General features: G+C 36.9%; 15 protein-coding genes. 3 read left to right on the forward strand and 12 right to left on the reverse strand.

Translation table 11 applies throughout. The features are described from left to right. Positions 1–116: 116 nt before the first annotated feature. The 6 genes from BM383_RS08090 to BM383_RS08115 all read right to left on the reverse strand — a co-directional run bounded on the left by BM383_RS08090 (position 117) and on the right by BM383_RS08115 (position 9,178). Positions 117–1,034, reverse strand: coding sequence for a glycerophosphodiester phosphodiesterase family protein (locus BM383_RS08090; protein ID WP_093024668.1), 918 nt, complete (start codon positions 1,032–1,034; stop codon positions 117–119). 13 nt (positions 1,035–1,047) lie between these two features. Beyond that, positions 1,048–2,625 carry a calcineurin-like phosphoesterase C-terminal domain-containing protein gene (locus BM383_RS08095; RefSeq protein WP_093024620.1) on the reverse strand — a complete coding sequence of 526 codons (1,578 nt, stop codon included), beginning with the start codon at positions 2,623–2,625 and terminating at the stop codon, positions 1,048–1,050. Between the two features lie 11 nt (positions 2,626–2,636). Then, positions 2,637–4,067, reverse strand: coding sequence for a SusD/RagB family nutrient-binding outer membrane lipoprotein (locus tag BM383_RS08100; protein WP_093024621.1), 1,431 nt, complete (start codon positions 4,065–4,067; stop codon positions 2,637–2,639). Positions 4,068–4,078: 11 nt separating this feature from the next. After that, positions 4,079–7,525 carry a SusC/RagA family TonB-linked outer membrane protein gene (locus BM383_RS08105; protein WP_093024622.1) on the reverse strand — a complete coding sequence of 1,149 codons (3,447 nt, stop codon included), beginning with the start codon at positions 7,523–7,525 and terminating at the stop codon, positions 4,079–4,081. Positions 7,526–7,609: 84 nt separating this feature from the next. Next, on the reverse strand, positions 7,610–8,548 hold the full coding sequence (locus BM383_RS08110) for a FecR family protein (RefSeq protein WP_093024623.1): 939 nt from the start codon (positions 8,546–8,548) through the stop codon (positions 7,610–7,612). 93 nt (positions 8,549–8,641) lie between these two features. Further along, the gene (locus BM383_RS08115; protein WP_093024669.1) at positions 8,642–9,178 is read right to left on the reverse strand and encodes an RNA polymerase sigma-70 factor; all 537 of its coding nucleotides are present in this window, start codon (positions 9,176–9,178) and stop codon (positions 8,642–8,644) included. A 393-nt stretch (positions 9,179–9,571) separates the two neighbouring features. Between BM383_RS08115 and BM383_RS08120 the strand changes: the two genes are divergently transcribed. From BM383_RS08120 to BM383_RS18805, 3 genes are all read left to right on the forward strand, one after another. Beyond that, positions 9,572–10,468 (forward strand): Gfo/Idh/MocA family oxidoreductase, encoded by an 897-nt coding sequence (locus tag BM383_RS08120; RefSeq protein WP_317040067.1) that lies wholly within the window; start codon positions 9,572–9,574, stop codon positions 10,466–10,468. An 89-nt stretch (positions 10,469–10,557) separates the two neighbouring features. Beyond that, on the forward strand, positions 10,558–10,761 hold the full coding sequence (locus tag BM383_RS08125; protein ID WP_093024624.1) for a hypothetical protein: 204 nt from the start codon (positions 10,558–10,560) through the stop codon (positions 10,759–10,761). Positions 10,762–10,784: 23 nt separating this feature from the next. Then, positions 10,785–10,949 (forward strand): hypothetical protein, encoded by a 165-nt coding sequence (locus BM383_RS18805; RefSeq protein WP_177229088.1) that lies wholly within the window; start codon positions 10,785–10,787, stop codon positions 10,947–10,949. Between the two features lie 591 nt (positions 10,950–11,540). On the opposite strand, the gene BM383_RS08130 is transcribed toward BM383_RS18805, so the two are convergent. From BM383_RS08130 to BM383_RS08155, 6 genes are all read right to left on the reverse strand, one after another. Continuing rightward, positions 11,541–12,779 carry an AGE family epimerase/isomerase gene (locus BM383_RS08130; protein WP_093024625.1) on the reverse strand — a complete coding sequence of 413 codons (1,239 nt, stop codon included), beginning with the start codon at positions 12,777–12,779 and terminating at the stop codon, positions 11,541–11,543. Between the two features lie 28 nt (positions 12,780–12,807). Continuing rightward, positions 12,808–14,103: a BNR repeat-containing protein gene (locus tag BM383_RS08135; protein WP_093024626.1), complete on the reverse strand. Its 1,296-nt coding sequence runs from the start codon at positions 14,101–14,103 to the stop codon at positions 12,808–12,810. Positions 14,104–14,106: 3 nt separating this feature from the next. Continuing rightward, entirely contained in the window at positions 14,107–15,378 is a 1,272-nt protein-coding gene (locus BM383_RS08140; RefSeq protein WP_093024627.1) for a DUF2264 domain-containing protein, read from the reverse strand. 79 nt (positions 15,379–15,457) lie between these two features. Then, positions 15,458–17,056 carry a RagB/SusD family nutrient uptake outer membrane protein gene (locus BM383_RS08145; protein WP_093024670.1) on the reverse strand — a complete coding sequence of 533 codons (1,599 nt, stop codon included), beginning with the start codon at positions 17,054–17,056 and terminating at the stop codon, positions 15,458–15,460. A 16-nt stretch (positions 17,057–17,072) separates the two neighbouring features. Then, positions 17,073–20,075 carry a SusC/RagA family TonB-linked outer membrane protein gene (locus tag BM383_RS08150; protein ID WP_245766553.1) on the reverse strand — a complete coding sequence of 1,001 codons (3,003 nt, stop codon included), beginning with the start codon at positions 20,073–20,075 and terminating at the stop codon, positions 17,073–17,075. A gap of 373 nt (positions 20,076–20,448) precedes the next feature. Further along, on the reverse strand, positions 20,449–24,495 hold the full coding sequence (locus BM383_RS08155; protein ID WP_177229089.1) for a hybrid sensor histidine kinase/response regulator transcription factor: 4,047 nt from the start codon (positions 24,493–24,495) through the stop codon (positions 20,449–20,451). Between the last annotated feature and the right edge of the window lie 141 nt (positions 24,496–24,636).

Consider the following 24,636-nt stretch of genomic DNA (forward strand, 5'->3'; position numbering starts at 1 on the left):
ATGTCATAAAAAAAGCGTAGTGGAATCACTACGCTTCAAAAACACAATTTAAAAAAATAACCACTATTTGTTAGTCTTTATCTCTAAGCTGCTACCAAGTATTCGGTTTTCTATTTTTACGGTAACTGACGTAGTACTCTTTCAGGATAGTCTGTAATAATACCATCTACTTTTAGAGCTATCATTTTTGCGATCGCTACGGAGTCGTTTACCGTCCATGGAATTACTTTTAGCTGTTTTACATGCAAACTGTCCATTGTTTTTTCATTCTGTAACAATTTGTAATTAGGACTGTAAATATCTGGCACAAAACTTAATTGCTTTAAATTATGCGCTACTCCCTCACGGTGTACTAAAAATGCTAAAGTTACTTTGGGATACCTTTTGTGTACTTCTTCTAAAATGGCCGGATCGAACGATTGTATATTCCATTTCCCCGCTATAGGCTTGCTGCTAAGTACCTGCATTACTTTTGCTACCATCTCCTGAGGATAGGGTTGGTAGGTACCGTATAAAGAAGGAACTGATTTGATTTCTATATTATACCCTACAGGCGTTAAATTGTGTTGTTTTACAAACAACTCCACACTATCTATCACAGCTGACAACAAAGGTTTATAAGCATGTATTTTTTGTTGCTGTGGAAAGTTTGTATTTCCTTTAAGCCCGGTTTCAAACTTTTGAATACTGTCATACGTCATTTGGTACATATTCAACGATTTTTCTTCTTGAGAACTAATGGTATCCCCGTTTGGTTTTAACACATACAAAGCAGCCATATAGGGTTCGTGCGAAACCACTACACTACCATCTTTGGCTATTACAACATCTAATTCTATAACGTTGACTCCTTTTTTAATGGCATTTATATACCCTCTAATGCTGTTTTCGGGACTGTGTCCTCGTTCTCCTCTATGCCCTTGCACTTCTATAGCTGTTGTTGTCTGCATTACCTCGGTTGATGGTTTTTCTGCTTGTTTGCAACCTACTATTCCCAAGCATAAGCATGCCCATATGTATATTTGGTGCTTCATTTTTGCTACCTTTTTAATTTTCACTTTCAATACGGTAGGTTGTTTGAGCACTATGTGCTGCTCCAAACCTATCTATTGCTTTAATTTCTATCGTATGAATTCCTTCTGACAAATTTGCTTCAATAGATCCGGTCCATAAATGGGTACAATCTATTGCATTAGAACCTCTTTTTCCTTTAGGCAGTGTTTCAGCTTCATCCCAATGGATTAATTGAGAAACATACGACGGATCTGGTTCGTTCACATACTTCATCTTTTTCCATTCACCATTATCTGTTCGGTAGGTTACCACATCATTGGCGCTTCCCATAAAGAAATTTACGTACAATGGCGATTTGGTACGTTTGGCTTTAGCTACTACTTTTGGAGCGTATACTTCCATTTGATAGCTTGCAGGTTTGCCTGCTACTTTGTAACGAATGCTATACGTAGTACCCTTGAAATCTATAAACGAATATCCCTTGGGAGTACCATCTCTCATGGTTGCTTCTGGAATACCTTCGGCATTTAATTTTCCTGAATACCAATCTCCCGAAGTAGTGCCTGCATTATACTCGTGATGCATTCTCTTTTGTTGCCAACCTGTTTGAGCATCAAATTCATCTTGCTTTTGAATATGCGTATGTGCTGACAGTGATAAGGTATACGGATAGTCTTTTAACAACTGAAATAATTCATTTCTATCGGTATCTCTGAATGTATCATTTCCTATTTCGGGCTCACTTAACGGAATGTGAAACGCCAATACAATTAAATGATCTTTAGGCACAAACTGTAAATCGTTGGCTATAAACTGTAGTTGATCTTCTCTAAAACCTCCCCAGTAATGTTTACCACCTCTTGGATCTGGATACAGTATATCATCTAATACAATAAAATGCACTTTACCGTAATTGAAGGCATTATTTGCCGGACCAAAATGGGCTTCGTAACTTTCATCTGATAAGTAGTCTTGCGCTACATCAAAATTAAGATCGTGGTTTCCTATTACATTGTGCCATGGAATTCCTATAGCAGTCATTACTTTTTTATAGGGTTCAAATAACGACAAATCATTACCAACCAAATCTCCTAAACTGATTCCTAAAACAGCCTCTTTGGTAGCAGCTACTTCTTTTACTACTCCCTCTTCAAAAAAGTTTAACTGCTCTTGATTGTAGGGTTGCGGGTCACCAAATACCAATATTGAAAAATCTTCTTTTTCTTCTGAAGGATACAAGCCAAAGCTTAGCTTTTTAGGTAGTTTTCCTGTAGGTTGCACTCCCTGAAACTTTGTAGCAGAAGATCCTTCTGGTTTGTGTATGTAGTAGTATTTGGGCAAATTGTAGGTATCTAAAGGAAAGGCGTAATTTGATGGCTTTATGACAGATACAATCATATCTGAAGACGCAGCTAACTCAAAATTACCATGCACATCCGTTTGTACTACTTGTGTACCATTGGTTACGGAAACCTTAGCTATACCAGCTTCTTTACGATCTTGTTTGCCATTATGGTTGGTATCGCAATATACCGTTCCTTTTACTGTTTGTTGTGAGAATCCCATAAGGACTCCCACACAACAGCAAGCTGCAATTAATTGTTTTTTCATTTTTGATCTACTTAATTATTGTCCCACCAAACTTTGGTGTTGATATTGTCTTCACCGTTTAATAATTCTAAGGCCTCCTGATATCCGGAAGCATTTTCTATAGGTAAATCTGTAGGATAGTATAAACGAGACGGCATTACTCCGTTATTAAACATGGCACTGGTTTGTGGCAATTGCGGATAACCAGTTCGTCTGTATTCAAACCACTGCTGATAATCTACAAAATACAAGGCGTAGTATTTTTGCAACAGTATTTGCTCTAAAGTTCCATTGTACTGTACCAATGGATTGCTAAAGTAGTCTAGTGGCGCTGTAGCTCCTACTTGCTCCATAGCTGCTATAACTCCATTTTCATAATAAGTAGCTGCATTGTCCAGGTAGCCACGTTGCGCCAATTCTGCCTTAATAAATGCAACCTCAGCATAGGGTAACAACACTATTTTCATAGGGTTGGTTACCTGTTCTATATTGAAAGTAGAAGCCTCGAAATTAAAAATAGTGGTTACAGGATCATAAGCACTTGGTATTCCCTGGTAGCCTATAGCATTGTTATCGATGTCTGTAGCTGTAGTAGCTATTACAGGACGTCTTGGGTCTTCCCAAGCATTCAAATTATCTAAAAAGAAAGCGGCCACTTTGGTACTAAGTCTAAAGTCTTGTGGACGACTCCATGGCGATACATTTGGCTCTACCCCCGTTACCTGTAAAATAGCAGATTCATCTGTAGTTTCGAAAACCGGATACACATCGGGGTTGTTCACCATACTAGCCATGGTGGCAAAATTTTGTGGTTGCACCCCCGCAATTCTCAACAATAACCTTAGGTGTAACGAATTGGTAAACTTTTGCCATTTTGTTACATCATTGTAAAACAAAATATCCTCTGCATACGCCATTGGCTGTCCTAGGTTGTATAGCTCATTAGCTGTTTCCAAATCTGCCAAGATCGTTTCATAAACAAATTCTTGCGAATTAAACCCCGGGTATATAATATCTTCATCTCCCTTTAGTGCTTCTGTCATAGGAATTGGGCCAAACAAATCTGTTAGATTGGCATATACCAAGGCTTTCAAGGTTAAGGCAATAGCTTTGTAGTTTGGGTCTTCGTAAGCATCTGCTGCCAGTTCCATTTCATTGATGTTCTTTAACCATCTGTAATATGCGTTCCAGGAAGAATTTCCTATACCAGCACTTACATCGTATCTGTGCAACCCACCACTTTCGCTAGGAAAAGGTAATGCTACCTGCATTAAATTAAAGGTTATATTATCTGCTCTACCAGCATTGTGGCTAGCTATTCCGTAAATAATTGGGTTTAATAACGTACCCGGACTAATCTGCTCTATACGGTTAGGATCTGTATTTACTTCATCAAAATTATTGGTACAACTCCAAAGCATGGCCGCCACAACCAACATATATAGTATACGTACTGTTTTCATAGATCAATGATTTATAAGTTAAGTTTTACATTTACTCCGTAACTTGCCGGAGAAGGCATTTGTCCCATTTCTACACCAGGCATTAGTTTGTTTCCATTTAAGGCTGCTGTTTCCGGATCGTAGATTGGAAAGTCTGACACTACCGCTAAATTTCTACCATACACACTCACATTCAACGACTTAACAAATGTGTTCTTCAAAAAGCGTTTAGGAAGTGTATACTGTACCGATATTTCTCTCAACTTTAGGTATGAAGCATCAAATGAGTTTGATTCTACATTCGCTCTTCTGTAAAACCTGTTGTACCAAGCCGGTGTGGCTACTTCTGTAGTATTTGGACTGTAGGTGCCATCATCATTTAATACTACGCCGTCACCTACAATGGTCATACTTTCTCTTCCCATATAGGTATGTGTTAGTTTTCCTTGTTGTGTTAGCTTATGATGTGTTTGCGAATAAATAATACCCCCATATTGACCGTCTATGGTAACACTAAACCTAAAATTGCCCCATTGGAATTCGTTGGTTAAGCCCGCTCTCCAATCTGGAGTAGCATCGCCTATGTACTGAATGTCTCCACTATCAGGATATGCAGGCAGCCCAGAGCTGTCGTACACAATTTCACCTTCCGGAGAACGTACAAAACCATAGCCATAAATGGCCGTTGGCGATCCGCCTACTTTAGCAATCATAGAAGCACTACCGCCGGTGTCTATAATAAACTGATTGTCTACTTCATCTGGTAACTCAAAAACCTCCCCTTCATTTTTGGTCCAGTTTACTGTAGCAGCCCACTTAAACTTGTCGTTATTAATAATTTTAGCTCCTAGTGTAAGCTCAATTCCCTGGTTTCTAATTTTACCTGCATTGGCATATTTGGTACTATAACCAGTACTCCAGTTAAGTGGCAAGGTAATAATCTGATTGTCTGTAGTAACTCTGTACAAACTCACATCTAAATTAATTCGGTTGTTTAGCAAACGAGCCTCTATACCGGTTTCGAAACTGTTAGATGTTTCTGGTTTTAAATTGGTATTGTACAAAGTATTATCTACCACAGCTGAGCTAGCAAAAGAGCTTAAATCATAGTATTTTCTGGTTTGATACGGATCTGTATCGTTTCCTACTTTTGCATACGAGAATCGATACTTCAAATATTTAAAAGCATCTGATTTGAATTGAAAGATATCTGAAACAATAGCACTTACATTAGCCGATGGATAGAAATAAGACCTGTTTGATTTGGGCAACGTACTAGACCAATCATTTCTGGCACTCACATCTAAAAACACCTGATCTTTAAAAGAGAATGTAGACAAGCCATACAAACTACTTACAATTTTATCTGAATCGGCAGAACGGGTTGTAGCCGCATTGATTCCGTTTGAAAGTTTGTAAACTCCGGGAATTACCAGGCCGTCTACAGAAGAAGTCTGTTGTCTGCGATGTTCTGTTCTATGGTTTCCTCCTACATTCAGTGCTAGCGCAAAATTAGTACTCAACTCTTTATCGTAGGTTACCAGAAAATCGGTATTAATTTCTTCTTTAAACACTTGTTGTTTCTGGTAAAAACCTCTTGCATACCTATTGATACTAAACGGTCTTTTAAGCTCGCGTAATTGGTTATAGGTATTTAAAGAGCTTCTTAGCAATACCTTTACCTCTGATGTTAGCTGAATATCTGCATACATATTGCCCACAATCTGGCTACTTTCTAACGCATTTAAAGACTCATTAGCAATTACAAAAGGATTGTCTATGTAAGAGCTAAAAGGTTGAATCTGTTGAAGGTTTTCTTGTCCTTCTTCCCACATGGGACGGTACCAATCTAGGTTTACATTAGGGTTCTGAAAAATCATAAAATATGCTATAGAACCGTTGTTGTATCCTGTAGAAGGTAGATTGTCGCTACCGCGATTGTTGTAATTAACCACACTTCCCAATGTGATACGATCTGATATTTGGTACTTAGCATTCACAGCTGCCGTAATTCTTTCAAAACCTGTATTTGGCATAATCCACTCGTTTTTACTATGGCCAAAAGAAGCTCTCATAGAACCTTTATCGTCACCACCTTGTAAAGACACATTGTTTTGAATAGTAACTCCGGTACGCCAAAAATCTTTTCTATTATCATCGTAACCACGCCATAACTGACGTTCTTCTGACTGACCACCTACCACAGGATCGTACTGGTAAAAATATTGTCCGTCAAAAGCTGGTCCCCAAGCACTACTAGTACCTCCTGTATTGCTACCATCTTCAGAAGCTCCGTAAGAATAATATGGGGCTCCGTTAGCATCTACAGCACCTGTACCCTGCCCGTAACGATACTGATACTCTGGCCAACGCTGAATTACATCAAAATTAGCAGAAGAGTTAATGGTTACCCCTAAACCTTTGTGTTGTTTACCCGATTTGGTTGTAATCATGATAACACCGTTTTGTCCGCGACTACCATATAAAGCGGCAGCATTAGGTCCTTTTAGTACGGTAATTTCTTCAATATCATCTAAATTCAAATCAGAAATACCGTTTCCGTAATCAACAGGTGAGTCATCCCCCATGTATGCACTAGAAGAACCAGATGTTGTCATTTCTGTATTTACCGGTACACCGTCTACCACTACCAATGCATAATTTTGTTGCAAATCGAAAGAGCTATAGCCTCTCAACACTATTTGCTGGGAGTTGATAGGTCCTGACCCTGATGATACAATGCTCATTCCGGCTACTTTTCCTTTTAACCCAGAAGACCAGTTTACAGGATTGGTTTGACTTAAATTTTCTGCACCGATGGTTGCCTGTGCATACCCTAATTTCTTTTCTTCCCTTTTGATACCTAATGCTGTAACAACCACCTCATTTAGAGCCTGAGCAGAAGGTAGCATTGTGATTTCCTGAAACGTTCCTACAACCGCTGCTACTTCTACATTTTGATAGCCTACATAAGAAACCACTAAAGTTACTTTTTGGGTAGCAACCTGAAGTTTAAAATTACCGTCGAAATCTGTAGAGGTTCCTGTTTTGGTATCTTTAATAGCAACCGTGGCTCCGGGCATAGGCACCCCTTGCTCATCTATAACACGGCCTTCTATTTCTAATTGTGTCTCTTCTGATGTAGAAACCACTGTTATGGTATTATTTATTACATTGAACGTAACATGAACCTGTGAAGCCAGTTGGTTGAGTACGCTTTCTATGGTAGCATTTTGCACTGTAATGCTACACAATTTATTGCCTGTAGCAATGGCATCGTCAAAGACAAAGGTATAGTTTGTCTGGTTTTCTACCAGCTCAAAAACAGCTGTTATATTTTTGTTTTGTACCGCCAACGTAATTAGCTCTTCAGGCATTTGTTTTTCGGTAACTGTATTTGCAAAGCTATGGTGTGTAAACAAGCAAAAGAAAATACCTATGCACACATACTCCACAAAAATTTGTAGTTTTGTTTTCATTACTTATGGTTATGGGTTAATCTATCGATAATCATTTCTATGAAGCCCATTTTCTGTTGCCGCAGAAATTGGGTTTTTATATTGTTATTGTTTTGTTTTTCTACTGATAACTATTTCATTCTTGTCATTGGTTTTAATGGTTAGTGATTTGATTACTGCAATACTCTTTAGCACGTTCTCTAAAGGTTCGTCTTTAAATTTTCCGGATAAGGTTTCTTTTTTCAGACTATCGTCATGTATTATAATAGCTACATTGTACCAGTCTTCCAGTATGGTTTCTAAATCTTCCATAGTGGTTTCTTTCAGCAAAATAACCTTGTGCGTCCAGGCACTGAAATCCATACTGCTTTCATGCGTAATAGCAGTTAACTGATTTTCCGCAAAGGTTGCCTGCTCATTTTTTGTTAACTCTACCGCTGCCGCTGCATTCTTATTAGGAGTCACACGTACTTTTCCGGTATTTACACTCACTTTTAGATACTTTGACTTTTTTGCATTGATATTAAACGATGTACCCAACACCTTCGTTTGGTACCCATTGGCATCAATAATAAATGGATGTAGAGTATCTCTGTGTACTTTAAAAAAGGCTTCACCTTCCAGCGAAACTTTTCTAGTAGCCCCTTTAAAAGTTTCGGGATAGGTAAGCTTGCTATTCGCATTTAAAGTAATTACACTTCCATCTGGCAAATTAACACTGGTAATAGCTCCCTTTTCTGCCACTACCATAATATTTTTGGGTTGCCAAAGATTCCAGATGAATACACCTAGCAACGCTATACTGGCCACCGCCATTAGTGTTCTTACTTTGGTAATATATCTTTTAGGACGCTTTGCTAATCGAAGCTTGGCTGCTATATTCTGATAGGCTTTTTCCTGTTGTTCGGGAGTGGTTACAACTTTTAGAGCTGTATTGCTTTGCTGAAGGGTTTCCAGAAATTTTTCAAACGTAGCAATCTCTTCTTTGCTTGCCGTTTTGGCTGCATACTTATCTGCTAGTTGAATAAGTTTTGATTTGTTCAATGTACTGTCTTTTTACAGTAAGACACCAAAAGTGGTTTGTACACGTATGCAGTTTTTGGGGTTTAACCATTTGGTAATATAAGCACTATGCTCTTAAACATAGTTTAACATACACCCCACTACTACCCCATACCCAGGATAATGCTTTTTAAAATGCTTGAGCGCTTTGCTTATTTGAGTTTCTACCGTTCTTATAGACAAATCTAACTCTTTGGCTATGGTTGTATTGTCTTTATGATCGAACCTACTCATCTTAAATATCTGTTTGCATTTAGGAGGTAGTTGCTCTATTAACAGCATAATCTTATGTTCTGCTTCCTGAGATTCTAAAACAACATCGGGCAAGCTGCTGTCTGTAGAAGTTTCTAATGCTTGCGCTACGTCTTCGGTTACCTTAAGATCTCTGATACGATTGGCTACTCCGTATTTTACAGCTCTAAAAAGATAGCTTTCTAAATTCAGAATTTCGGTGTCATTGGTACGCTCCCATAACTGTATAAACACTTCTTGCACTATGTCTTCGCAAATAGCTTCTTCTTTGTAGATTTTATAAGCATAACTGAACAAACGCTTCCAGTAGGCGTCAAAAATTGCTTTGAATTGCTCCTGATCACCTTGTATAAACCGCATTATAAGAAGTTCTTTTTCAATGTAGAGTTTTATGAGTACAAAAGAAGATTGTTTTTTTAACAATAGCCAGTCTCTTTGGTTAAGCTATGGTTAAACCTGATGTGCTTTCACAAAAAATTAGCATTCAAAGCTATTCTTCTCTAGTATCTGTTTACGATTTCTATAACTTCTTGTACGATAGTAGCAGTAGCTTTTCGATTTTCTAAAAACTCATCAAATGTGTACCTTCACCAAAATTAGAAGCACTACATGAAAAAATTAATGCCGCCATTTTATCCTATGGCATGTCGGGTAAATTGTTTTAAGCCCCTTTTTTAACCTTACACCCCCGGTTTTGAATTTAAAGGCTCTTTAGAGCGTTCGCATAAACGTGTTCAAAACGACTATCCTCACGTGAAAAGCTATAGTTCTATTGAAGAACTTTTGGCAGACGACATCAGCCTTGTTGTGGTAAATACCCCCATAGATACCCATTACCAATACGCCAAACAAGCGCTGGAAGCCGGCAAACATGTGTTGGTAGAAAAAGCTTTTACTACTACCGTTGCCGAGGCCGAAGAACTGCACCGCATTGCACAGGCTAACGGACTTACTCTTACGGTGTACCAAAACCGACGATGGGACAGTGATTTTAAAACGGTACAATCTGTTATTGAAAAAGGATTGTTGGGCGATGTGGTAGAAGCCGAGATTAGATTTGACCGCTACAAACCAACACTCAATACCAATGCCTGGAAAGAAGAACCTACTCCCGGAGCCGGAATTTTAAAAGATCTTGGTCCGCATGTAATCGATCAGGCGTTGTGTTTGTTTGGGATGCCCGAAGCTGTTTTTGCCGATATTAGAGTGGTAATACCCGAAACGCGCATAGACGATCAGTTTGATATTTTATTGTACTACGCCGATAAACGCGTTCGCCTACACGCTGGTTTGTACAACAAAGAGCAGCTACCTGCCTACACGATTCAGGGGCGCAAAGGAAGTTTTATAAAACAGCGTGGCGATGTACAAGAAGATACCTTAGCCAGTGGCATTGCCCCTAGGCTTGACCATTGGGGAGCCGAGCCTACCGATAAAGAAGGCATATTACACATTGTTTCTAATGAGGAAAGCATTAGAAAAACCATTCCTACTTTACCCGGACATTACTATCCTCTTTTTGATGGTGTTTACAAAGCTATTACCGAAAATGCTCCAGAACCAGTCACCGCTATAGATGGTATCCGTATTATGAAAGTGATTGAGGCTGCTATAAAAAGTTCTGCCAACCGTGCTGCCGTAACACTCTAATGACTTAACTTATTTTATAAAATAAAACTTACAAAATATTGTATCATGATCTCTAAATACATACATTTAAAAGTCCAAAATAAACATGTATGAAAAAAGATGTACAAACAGCCGTTAAATCGGTTAGCATAGCAGCGTTAGTCTATGCTGTTTTTATGTTTTTGGTATATTACATACAAGACGATACGTTTAACTTAGTGAAATACATATTTAACGTAGCTGTATTTACTTTTTTTATGACTATGATTCAGGTATTTAGAATTAAAACTTTACGCAAAGAAGAGAAAGAATAATAAAAAACTAAAAAAGTGTTCATATGAAAAAATTAACCAACATAGGTGCTGCATTACTTATTGTAATAGCCTTGGCATGGCTGTTCATAGCTAAAGACATGTCTACTTTGATACAAACCATTTTGCTAGGTTTAATTATTGGAGCAGGAATGGTATTTATTCTACCGCGCATCACTGGAAAACCATAAGCATATTCGCATCATACTATATAAAATTGACTAGCAGGCAATGCCCATATGTTAGTCAATTTTGTTTTCAAGGCTTCAAAATCATGATGAGATTTGATGTCTAGCAATTCTCGTTTTTTCCCATTTTTCAATAGGTCAAGTTGCTGAATATGGCAATTTAGATACAAAAGGCGATTACAATCTCTATATAACAAAAGCCAACGATACTTTGAAAATTGGAGATACTATTCATATTAATTTACCATCTGGTTATAATGGTTTTCGATATATTAGAAAAAACGGAAGTAGAACAGCCGATTTCTTAGCTGGAAAAAAATGTGGTCATCACAAAGTTTAGAAGTCTTGGTAATAAACGTACCGGTTATAAAATCTATGCGCTTTTCAGAGGATATGGATTGTCTCCTCTTTACATTGATTATGAAGTTGCCTTACACACCAAAGAGATTTTGTAACATGAAACAAAGTGCTATTAGTCTTTAGATATGATTTCAATATTAAATTCACTACTATAAATTATACACAACAAAGCCCTTGAAAAACAAGGGCTTTGTTGTGTAAATCCAATTTTCAAAATACCTAGATCACAGAGATTTAATTATTTCTCCCATGCAACTTCTGATAGCGAAGCATTGCTTCTACCAAATAGTAATCTCCATAGGTTAATGGTGTATCTATTTCGGTTTTATTGGGCATGTTTCCTACTCCATGCTTTAAGATAAAGCCTCCGTTTTCTTTATTGGTAGCCAAATACGTTGGCGACAATAGATTCATTAACATAGTTTCGGAAGCTTTGTAGTAGTTCAAAGCTTGTTCTTCATTAGCATACCCGCTTAACTCTAACAAAGCAGATGCCATGATGGCCGCAGCAGACGAATCGCGCAACGCATCCGGAATATTAGGTGCATTGAAATCCCAATACGGAATCATATCATCAGGCATGTTGGGATGATTCAAAATATAATCAGCAATATGAGTGGCTTGTGCTAAATATTTTTGATCTTTTGTGAAACGATACATTACTGTATAACCATACAATCCCCACGCTTGTCCGCGTGCCCAAGCAGAACTATCAGCAGCTCCCTGATTGGTAATTTGCGCATTGACACCTCCTGTTGCTTCATCATACGTTACTTGATGATAAGAACTATAATCTGAACGAAAATGATTTTTCATTGTTGTGTTGGCATGATTCACAGCAATGTCTCTATACGTTGCATCTCCACTAAATTCTGATGCCCAAAACAGTAATTCTAAATTCATCATATTATCGATGATCACTGCTATTTCTCCTTCTCCGGCTTTGTTCCATGGAGCGCTGTCCCAAGAGCGTATCACCTTAGCCGTTGGGTTATACCGAGAAGCCAAAGATTTGGCACTGTTTATTAAAATTTCTTCGTAAGCTTCATTTTTTTGTAGACGCTCGGCATTTCCAAAACTACAATACATCATAAAACCAAGATCGTGTGTCGTGGTATTGAATTGTTCGCGCTTTAAATCTTCCAAAAAGCTCAAGGCTTCTTGTTTTAATTCGGGAGCACCCACAGCTTCATCTAAATACAACAAAGTTCCTGGGTAAAATCCGCTACACCACCAACCAGAATTACTGGTTTCAAATGTATCAGTTTCTGGAATATAGGTTTTGGGATATTGCCCCGGAGTTACTTGCGTACCTAAATAAGTATACTGATCGACAGCCACTTTAAACGCATCGTCTATGGTTTTGTTGAGTTGATTTTCTTTGGCTGCAACTGTTGTAGTCTCTTGCTTAGGCGATTCTTTGCAAGCAAACAACAAACAAATAGCAGCTATGGTTAAGATTTTATATTTCATATTTGGTCAGTTTTCGTTTTTCTAAATTCTATAAACTTACTTCAATAATTTCTACGGGTTGTGGAGTTGTTTCCTGAAGTCCTTCTCCATCAACTTGAATTACTTTTTGAGAAAATATATGTAATTGCTTTGTACTCTTCCACAAGCTATCGTCATAATTAGGTTCCCATTGTCCTACTCCGCTTTCCGAAACATCTGTTAAAGCCCAACGGTCTTTGCAAATTTTCGATGCTGCTAGTGTAATCTTGTTATTTCGTTCTTCATCTCTAAAAAGTAAATAGATCGTTTTGTTATCCACCAACACTTTGGGTCTGGCAATAGGAATGCTCTTGGTTCCGCCACCGCCTAAAGAGAACGTTTCTTTATGAAAATGAGTTTCTTTCAATCTCCATTTTCCTTTTCTTTTATACACGATTTTATACTGCGGAATGCTATCGCTGTTCCAATACGTTGCTATGTACGGATTTCCTTTTTTATCAACCGTCATCGATGTTTGATTGATCAAGCTACTGTTTTGAGGAATTTTGAAAGCTACTTCGGCAGACGCAGCGTTGATAGGAAGTGTATATGCTTTTCCTTCGGAATTTTTCCAGGTTCTTCCGCCGTCTTCAGACATGGCAAAACACAAATCATGATTGGTAGACACGTCCCAGGTTTCTCTCCAAACCCACGATATATAAACGGTATTGTTTTTACCAACTGTCATTTGCCAATACGCACTTCGCTGCTCTTCGCCATCTAGCAAATTATTTTGTAATTGCGTCCATTGTTGAGTAGCGACATTGTATTCATTAATCACCATATTTCCTCTGCCCGATTCACCCGAACGGTAACAAAACAACAATTTTCCGTTTGATAATTTATGAAATTCCGGATACGTTACACGCTCTTCTTGCTTTCCTGTCATTGTTAATTCTTCCGACAGTTCTAAACCAAAAGGTTTGATACTTTTTGCATAGCGCAATTTGGTGTTGTGCTGATCCCAACTGACATGCACATATCCTTCATTATCTACAATGATACTGATGCTGTTGTGAGCATCAGACACGTTTCCTGAATATTGTGTTGTTTGTACTTGCCACTGAGCATCTCCCAAATTTCTTTTGGCTAAGACTAGTTTTCCCTCGGGATTGTAATACGTTGTAAACTGAATATTCTTGTAAGTTGTGAGTGCTTTTCCTCTGAAAACAACAGCGTTTACTGAGTTGTTACTCCAGCCCAAACCAACGGTAGATTTTTGTATTTCTTGTGCAAAACCCTGAATTGAGCACAAACTCATCATGATTACTGCACAAACTATTTTTATCGATTTTAATACGCTCATTCGTTATTTCTTTTGATACAATGCATGATCTATTACTGCATTTTCACCTGTCCATATTTTCTTTTGTGTCCAACTTTCAGCAGCATCTTGCCAAAAAGGAGCCTCTTCCGGCAAGCCTAACATCAAGAAAGCGGTAGTACACAAATACAAACTTCCTGTGGTAATGTAAGGTTCGGCAATAGAACGTTGATGTCCGTAAAACCCGATAGTTAACCAACCATTGGCGTCAAAAGTTTCCGGTGCCGAAATCTGATTTTTAATCACTGCATACAAAGCTTCTCTTACCTGAGCAGCTTTCACATCTTTGGGCAATTGTTGTAACAATGCCATTTGCGACAATGCCTGAAAAACTCCAAAACGATACGCCAACGAACGACCTATAGCAGGGTATGTTCCATCCTTACCAATTAATCGTTCTTGAATAGCGGCATAACGCTGTGCTCTTTCTGTAAATACATGTGCATTCGTAATAAACTTGTCTTTGTATCGGTAATTAGAAAGTTCGGTTTCTTTTTCTTTCAGTACAGAAAGAATGTCTAACAACATCGGTTGAATAACAAAACTGTTGTAATAATCAAAATGAAAATCGGGTCCGTCGCCATAAACACCATCGCCCAAATACCATTCGTCATGTTTTAACAATGCATATTCTATGCGCATCATATCTGCTTTGCCTTCAAACTTTAACAACGCCGCTTCTACAATGCCACTAAACAACAACCAGTTCATATACGGTGGAGACGTTGCACGTGTTTTTTTCAACTCCTTTAACACGCGTTGTTGTGTCAGGATATCTAAATTATCCCACAATTGGGTTGGTGCTCGTAGCAATGCTTCTGCAAAAAACGCAGCATCTACCAGCGGTTGTCCTTCTCCTGAAAAATTCAGGTAATCATTTGCATCAGGATTCACTGCATTCGTGATTCCTTTTACCGCTAATTGAATGTATTTTTTTCTAAGTTTTCCTTCTTTGGTTTTATCAGGCCCCAATTCTAACCAAGGAGCCATCCCGGCCAACGTTCTCCCAACAGCCTCTAAATGCACCACTTCTTCTCTGCCGCCATAAGGATTATCGGCTTTTTCAACCGGCATATTTTGCTTTAACTGATCATCTGCCAGATTTTGCAAAACAGGATCACTGATTTTGAGTAAGGTTTCTACAAGGAACTTTCGTTCTTCAAGCCCTGATTTGTTACTCTTTGTTTTTTGCGCCTTCAAACTTACTATTCCTATACAGCTTAGAAATACGCAAATTAGTTTTGTTTTAATGTTCATTTGTTAAAATTATGATTAAAACCTGATGTCCCAAAATAGGAGCATCAGGTTTCTGTAAAAAACACAAGTATTAAGCTAACTAGTAGCCAGGATTTTGTTCTAAGTTTCCATCTTTGTTCAGTTGAATTTCTGTCAAAGGAATCGGGAACAATGTGTGCGTACTTGTGAGTCCTTGAACTTGCATGCCTTCTGGAGCTCCGTAATTGAGATTCACACGATCCAGTAAAGTACCGGTACGCATCAATTCCATTCTTCGGTTTTCTTCTCCAATTAATTCTCGTACACGCTCATCAAGAATGAAATCCAAATTTATATCGCTAGCAGCCACCATTGGTGCATTTGCTCTATTTCTTAATGCATTAATAGACGTTGCAGCCCCAGATAAATCACCTTGTTTGAACTGAGCTTCTGCTTTTAAAAGATAGGTTTCTCCTAACCTCATCAAGATAAAATCTTTCCACATTCCATAACCAAAAACATCTCTATCATCATATTGTCCCCATTTCATTGTATATGGATTGATACGATACAATGTATCAAAGCCTTCATAAGGTACATCCTGTCCGTACAATTCTGGTAAATTGGGATCATTATATCTGAATTTACGATGAATGTTGTATTTAGAATTTCGCATATCTTCCTCTTCATACAAATCATACAACACCCAATTATTCAATCGCATTCTTGAAATACCTCTACCACCCAGGGAGTCTGCCGGAATTAATCCATTTATATTGTGATAACCTGCTCCCCAAACTCTTCGCTGTTGAGGAGATCCTGAACTACCTCCACGAACATCGGCAGGATTTTCGTTTTCTAAAACCCAAATAGCTTCTTTATTTCCTTGAGATCTGCGTTGATTTCCTACCAAAAACATATCAGAAAAAGCATCTCCTGGTTCTCCAGATTGTACTCCATAACGTTCAGTTATTAAAAATAGATTTGGATTACTAATTACCAAATTACATTGTTCTTCGGCCAAAGCATTTTGTCCTGTTCTTAAGTATACTTTCGCCAATAATTGACTAGCTGCTGCACTACTTACGCGTTGCTCATGCTCTGTTTCATCAATTGGAGCTAAATATTCTACAGCATATAGTAAATCTTCTTCCACCAAAACATTTACTTCATCCAAAGAAGCTCTAACAAAATCAAATCGGGGTTCGCGTATAGGCTCCGTTACAATTGGAATACCACCAAATAAGGTTGCTAGCTCATTATAGGCTCTTGCTCTAAAGAATTTTGCTTCTGCGTTAAATGCCATCTTTTCCTCCTCAGTCATATCGGTAATTTCATCTCCTCTGGTCTCAATAGTGTAGATCACATTATTGGCATTTTCTATAATGTTATAATCCATGGTCCAAATTGTAGATGCCACTACGTTATCTGAAGTCAAAGTATTGTACAAATAAAAAGGATTTTCCCATCCGGCCGGTTGTGTGGGCCATACCACATCGGTTCCCACTTGCCATACACATAACCATCCTTGATTCCAGTCTCGAGTATAGGCTATACTAGCTTGCTGATAAAGCCCCAGTAGCGCTGCTTGTAGACTTAATTTATCATTGATATCTGTTGAATAAGAATCAATATCCTTTTCATCTAAAAAAGATTCATTACAAGAGGTTATAAAGCCAAAGCTCCATAACATTACAAAATAGATTGTATATTTTTTCATCATTGTGTTTTTTAATTTATAAGGAAATGTTTAGTCCTAAAGAGATGGTTCTCACCAATGGGTAATTATTGGCCCAATCTCCAGATCCACGGCCATATTGTGTACTCTCTGGATCCCAACCTACCCAATCTGTAAATGTGTACAGGTTTCTACCAGCTACGTATACCATTAAGTTTTGAATATTGTATTTTTCTATGAGTGACTTTGGTACGTTGTAACTTAGCCTCACATCCTTAATTCGTGTATAACTTGCATCTCTTGGAAAGGAATATCCACGATTGTGTAAATGAGAATTTAACCCTGGCCATTCATTACTTTGATTTTCAGGTGTCCAATACTGAAAATCTGCTGGTACATTTCTTCGTCCGGCCTCATCTCCATAATTAATATCTGTATTATTCTTTAAAATTCCTTGAGCCGTTTGAATAAAAACACTCAAGGTAAAATCTTTATAGGTAAAAGTATTCGTCAAACCACCAGTCCAATCTGGTAATGTATTTCCTTGAATCACACGATCATTTTCAGAATCAATTTGACCATCACCATTGATATCTGCAAATTTGATATCACCAGGTACTGCTATAGGGTCTACAGCAGAAGGATCTTCTCCTTCTTGCCAAACTCCTACCATTTTATAAGTATAAATAGTACCCAAGGATTCTCCTATAAACCAACCGTTTGCAATGTTATCCTCTCCGGTACCATCTAGTTGGACGATCTTATTTCGAAATGAAGAAAAATTAAGTCCTGTTTCCCATTTAAAATCTCCTGAGTTGATGTTGACTGTATTGAGCGTTAATTCAATTCCCTTATTTTCTACTTTTCCTATATTATCAATTACACTTGAAGATCCGGTAATATTTGGGATACTTCTAGAGAGTAGTAAATCATCGGTTTCACTTTTATAAACCTCTAATGTACCGCTGATTCTGTTTTGAAAAAATCCATAATCTACGGCAAGGTTAGCTGATGTGGTTGACTCCCATTTCAAATTGGCATTTCCCATTCCCCCGATATACGTTCCAGTTACAGCCGACCCTCCAAAAGGGTACAATACAGTACCAGCTGAACTAATGGTAGAGTTAACACCTACTGCTTGATTTCCTGTTTTACCATAGGAAAAACGTAGTTTAAGTTGATTGATTTTTTCGTGATCTTTCAAGAAATTTTCATTGTTAAGATTCCAACCCAAGGCTAAAGATGGAAACAATCCGTACTTATCTGTATTGGCTCCAAAGGCAGAAAAACCATCGCGACGCGCTGTTAAGGTTAATAAATAACGGCTGTCATAGGAATAATTAAGTCTAGCCATTTGAGATAATAAATTTGTTTTATACGCTGCCGAACTTCCTCCAATTGTCTCAGCACTTCCTATATTGTTATAATCCAATGCATCACTTAAAAAAATGCTTCCGTTTACATTAGAATTTTGATAATTGGTTTCTGCTGCACTATACAATAACGTCACATCAAAATGATGTTTTTGTATGTCCTTATTGTAGGTTAAGATATTCTCTATCAACCAACGATTGGTTTCGGCATTATAAATATATCCATACCCATTATTATTGTTTGCAGCTCTACCTTCATAATACGCATTGTATCTTGGGTTATAATAATAAGAAGCATTCATACGATATTGTAGTCCTTCAATCCAAGGTTTTACAATGGCATATGCGGTACCAGATAGGTTTTTTACGTGATCTACTCTTGTAGTTGTTAAACCTAGCAAAGGGTTTTCATATAGTAATTCAGGAAACATAGGAAAAATAAGGTATTCACCAGATTCGTCATAGGGAACCGAATAAGGACTCATGGCAGATGCTTCCAAAAGATTGGCGCGACCTCCATCATAATTATTATTAGCAAAAAATGCATTCATTCCGGTAGTCAACCAATCGGTAATTTTTAAATCTAAGTTTGTTCTCAGATTGATTCGATTGTATTGATATCCTTCTATTACCCCTTTTTGATCTAAATAACTTCCAGATAAAAAATATTTAGCATCATCCGTTCCTCCTGAAAAACTTAAACTGTGTTCCTGAATAACTCCTGTACGGGTTACTTCATCAATCCAATCGGTTGTAATACCTGCTTCGTAATTTTCGACTTCAAATGAGTTAGGCAATATTTGAGTTTGTGTATCTCCTCTAGCAACTAAATAATCTGCATATTTCTGAACATATGCTTCCGGACTCATAGGATTCAAAACATGCGGAATATCTTCTACTCCACCATATACACTATATGTAATGGTTGGTTTACCGGTTTTTCCCTGCTTTGTTGTGATTAAAATAACCCCATTGGATCCTCTTGTACCGTAAATCGCTGTACTTGAAGCATCTTTTAAAATTTCTATAGAAGCTACATCCCTACTATTAATATCATTTAAACTTCCATAAAACGGAGTTCCATCTACCACGATTAGAGGAGAGGTTCCTGCACTAATGGAATTTAACCCCCTAATCTGAATTGCTCCCTGGCTTCCAGGAACAGAAGATCCTGAAGTTACATTTAGACCGGCGGCAGTACCTTGAATTGCTTGGGCTATATTGGTAACCGGCAAATTCTCTAAACGGTCTTTGGGTACGGAAGTTACAGATCCCGTAACATCTGATCGTTTTTGAGTACCGTATCCCACAACTACAACCTCATCTAGTTGAGAGAAATCATCTTCCAATATGATTTCCATACGTGCATTGGTATTTGCACTTATTTCTTTCTTTTTAAATCCTACATAAGAAATAACCAATATAGCATTCGCATTGCTAACATTTAAAGTAAACTCTCCATCAAAATCTGTTTGAGTTCCATTCGTAGTTCCCTTTTCCATTATAGTAGCACCTGGTAAGGGCATTCCGTCTGATTGTGATTTTACAATTCCAGAAACTTCTATTTGTTGAAAGCTAGTTGCGGAGGATGCCCAAGGAGCCATCAATAGTAAAGAGATCAATAAAATTAATCTGATTTCTAACTTTGAAGAACTCCAGCGTTCATAAAAAATCATAAAGTGGTTCATATTACAAGTGTGTTAGTTTAACGAAATCGTTTTCGAATTTCCATTATAACATGAAGTAATCGATTACATTTTTATCACAAATTCATCAATATCTATAAAAGTATGATGCATTTAAAAAAGATAATCAACCTAACTCCAATCGTATAAATTACATGAAGTATGAAATTCGAATAATCAAATTAACAGTGAATTTTTATTGTATATAGGGGGTGAAATCATCTAATATGAGGGGTGAAATCGTACTATTTTTAAAAAATCAGCATAATTGCTAAAATCTTTAATTAAATAATTACTATTTATTGCAGTAAATTTTAAAAACTTGAAAATTAATTCAGTCTTAAATTATAAATATTCTATTTAAAACCATATTAGTCTAAGGGCGTATCCTATGGTATTCTTTATGGAAAGAATCACGGTATTTTTTTACATATTTAGAAGGTGGCATTCCAAAAAGTTCCACAAATTTTTTCCGGAAATATTTAGGATCTTCAATACCTACAAAACTCCCGGCTTCTCCTATAGTACTATCTGTAGTGAGTAACAAGATGGCCGCTTTTCTTAAACGAACTGAACGAATAAAGGCTGTAGTTGTTTGCCCCGATATGGCCTTAATTTTTTTATACAATGCAGAATGACTCATTCCCATAATCTTGGAAAATTCTTTTACATTAAATTCTTTATCTGTGATATGGTCTTCTATAACCTGAATACATTTTTCAAAAAATTCGCTATACTCTGGCGCTACCTTCGAGTGATTTTCTTTTAGAGTAATACTATCTAAATAATACCTCCTTAATTCTGAACGGCTCTTCAATAGACTTTCTACTCGTGCCAACAAAATTGCATTATCAAAAGGCTTGGTTATGTAATCATCTGCTCCAGAATGAAGCCCTTGTAGTTCGGTTTCTGAACTTCTTGTGGATGTTAACAAGATAATCGGAATATGACTCCATTTAGGATCTTTCTTCATCCAATTACACAAAGCAATCCCGTCTATCTCATCCATGACTACATCGCTGATTACTAAGTCTGGTTCATTCTTTTTAATGGAGGTTATAGCTTCCTTACCGTTTGAGGTGGACTCTACTATATATTCAGCACTAAACAACTTACCCACATAATTTCTCATGTCCTGATCATCCTCAACGATTAAAATTTTGTATTGTTTCGTCAAAGGATTTAAAGCCATCTTAGGACTACTTTCTGTAAAAGAATCAAATGAAGCTTCTGTCGGTTTTGGTATCGAGCATTTATTTTCTTTCTCTAATTTAAAAATAACGTCTTTACAGTTTTCAAAATGCTCATATCCCTTTTTAATAACAATATGAAACGTAGTACCTCTTCCCAGACTGCTTTCACAAGTAATATATCCCCCATGTTTTTCAACAAAATATTTTACTGTAAATAATCCGATTCCGTATCCTCCGTTTTTTTTCCCATCCTGATTTCTACTACTATAAAATTTCTCAAAAATATGCGGAACATCTTCCGGATGAATTCCACATCCTGTATCTGCTACTTGTATTGTAAAGTCCTCCACAGTATCTGTAACTGTTACTTGAATAGATTGATGTTTAGGCGTAAACTTAAAGGCATTGGAAAACAGATTGAAAAACACGATTTCCATTTTTTCAAAATCACCATAGCAAAGCGTTTCAGTACATTGAAAATCTATTTGACAGTGTATGTCCATGTCATGAGCTCTATATTCAAAACACGCATAAATTTCTTGTAGCATTTGGTCTAAATGAAACTCAGATACTACCAGCTGCTCAGCATCTGATTCAGCTTTCCTAAAAATTAATAATTGATCAATTAACTTTAATAGCCTTTCTGAATTTCTTTGAGCTACCAAAATATCTGGTTGAAATTCTGGTGCCACTTTGTGTACTAACTTTTTAATAGGATTGATAATAAGTGTAAGCGGTGTTCTAAATTCATGTGTTAAATAGGTAAATACCGCTTTTTGTTTCTCTGCCAATTCTCGTTCTTTATGAGCAGTGAGCTTGGCTATTTTAATATCGTAACGCAGGCGTTCTCTTTGTTTTGTATATCTAAAGTACAAGACGAAAATTCCGATAATTACCAAACCATAAAGTGTGTATGACCACCACGTTCTGTACCAAGGTGGCAAAATAGTTAATGTTGCTAGCTGAACTGGATTTCCCCAACTCCCATTTTCATTTCTAACTTTGACTTTGAATTGATAGGTTCCTTTCTCTAGTCTATTGTAACTCGCATTACGATCGTTGTGACTATAGTTCCACTGCATATCCCAATTTTCTAGAATGTAGGCGTACTGTATTTTATCGGCATGATGATAGTCTATTGCTACAAAATTAAATGCAACAGCTGTTTGGTCATATGGAATTTGTAATTGATAATGGTTGTTTTTACCAATTTTCAATTCCTTTCCGTTGGGTGATAGTTCTTTGTTTTGTATGGTTACACTTTTTAGTTGCACACCATGCGTTTCATTAGAAGGATTAATTTTTATTGGATTGAAAACATTAAATCCGTTTATACCTCCAAAAGCTAAATCTCCATTGTGTAACCTCAAACCTGCATTGAAACTAAATTGATTACTTTGTAAACCATCGGAACTGGAATAATTTGTAAAATGAGTGGTCTTGTCAAAACTGGCAATTCCATGATAAGTACTTAGCCAAAGTTTTTGATGCTCATCTTCTAATATTCTTAAAATTGTATTATCTGGCAGTCCTTCGTCTGTAGTAAATCTTTTATAGGTATGATTTTTTCTATTATAGGACAAAAGGCCACCTTCTTGTAATCCTACCCAAAGTTGACCGTTGCTATCCTCTGCAAGAGACCTAACTGGATACCCCAATTCGTAACTTTCAAAAGTATGTTTAGTGGGATTAATTTTTAAGAGTTCGGAATAATTACCTGCCCACAATGTTCCATCTTTGGTTTCTATCATGCATTGTACATCACGAATATTACTATTATAAATTTCGAACTGATTTGTTTCAGGATTAAAACGATATAAAGTTCCCGTATTTGAAGTACTTACCCATAATTGATCTTTGGTATCCTTTAATGAAAACCAAGCGTTTTTCTCTTCTTTACCAGTTACTGTATTGTAACATGTATAATGTTGCATCCTATTGCTTTGGCTATCCCAACAATCTACACCGCCATTCCAAGAGGTTACCCAATATTTTGCCCCTATACCTTGAGTAATGCCCGTGATGAGCTTACTGGTATAACCATTTTCTGGATTCACAGCTTGAAAACGATCTGCTTCCCGATCCCAAAACTGAATTCCTTCACCAGAAGTGCCTATGTACAATCCTTTACCATTTTTCGCTTCACAAAAACTAGAGACAAAATTGATTTGGGCGTCTATATCGCTGCCTTTTTCAATTAAATATTTTTGAAAAACAGGTCCACGATGAGAAATCATACTTATACCAGCTCTTAAAGAACCTAGCCATATATTCCTTTCTCTATCCTCGAATATTCCAAAAAATGCATCGCTACTACTTATTTGTTTTCGGTGGAACTTTTGTTCATTTTGAAGTGTTAAACTATCATTTTCTATGGTATATATACCAGAACCATCGGTTGTTATCCATAGTTTTCCAGCATGATCAATTAAGAGTCTGGTTACTGAAATTTCGTTCAGATACGATAATTGGATCGTAGCATTTTTAGTATCTATTCCAAAGAGTCCTTCCTCTGTTGCCATCCATAACAGATTTCTTTGAGTATCTAATAGTAAATCTTTGATCTGAGACTTAACACGTAAAAATGGCAGTAACTTATTTGACTTCAAATCCAATGAATAAATACCATAATTTTTAACAGCAATCCAAACCTGTTCTCTATGAGCATTGTAACCAATACATTCAACATCGTACGAAAAAATACTAGAAGAACCGTCTGGGAGTATTAATGGAATTTGCTTACCTATGTATTTATCTCTTTTATATAAAAGCAAACCTAAATGATAGCTAGCAACCAACATATCACCATTACTCAAACGTTGTATATCCTGAATATTTGAATTGAGTTCCTGCGTATTTAAAGTATCCCGTTCGGATTGGTAATACAAATTGGTAAACCTGTACTCATTCTTTTTCAATACACTAACGCCCTTAACGCCTCCAACCCAAATATCGCCTGATGACGTTTCCGCTAGGCTATGAACTGTATTGGTTCGTAGACTATGTTCATCTCCAATTCTATTCTTGTAAACTCTAAAATTATATCCATCATATTTGTTTAATCCATCATAAGTTCCAATCCACAAATATCCTTTTGAATCTTGCATCAAACTGGTCACAGAATTGTGTGATAACCCATCTTTAATATCTATATGCTTTATATCCTGTGCTTGAGTTGTATGGTATAGTTGTATTAAACAGCAGCAAAAAATGCTTAAAAATTTTTTCATATGTTGGTTTAGATCTTTTTCAAAGTTACAGTTATAATGTAAGATAATCCACATGATTCTCTAAAAGGAAAGTTTTCACTAAGTTCAAAAATATTTTTATTTCTTGTCTACAAATTTTTGATGACTGAAAAATTAGATTCA

Origin of the sequence: Pustulibacterium marinum, assembly GCF_900116665.1 — a bacterium.
Taxonomy (GTDB): Bacteria; Bacteroidota; Bacteroidia; order Flavobacteriales; family Flavobacteriaceae; genus Pustulibacterium; species Pustulibacterium marinum.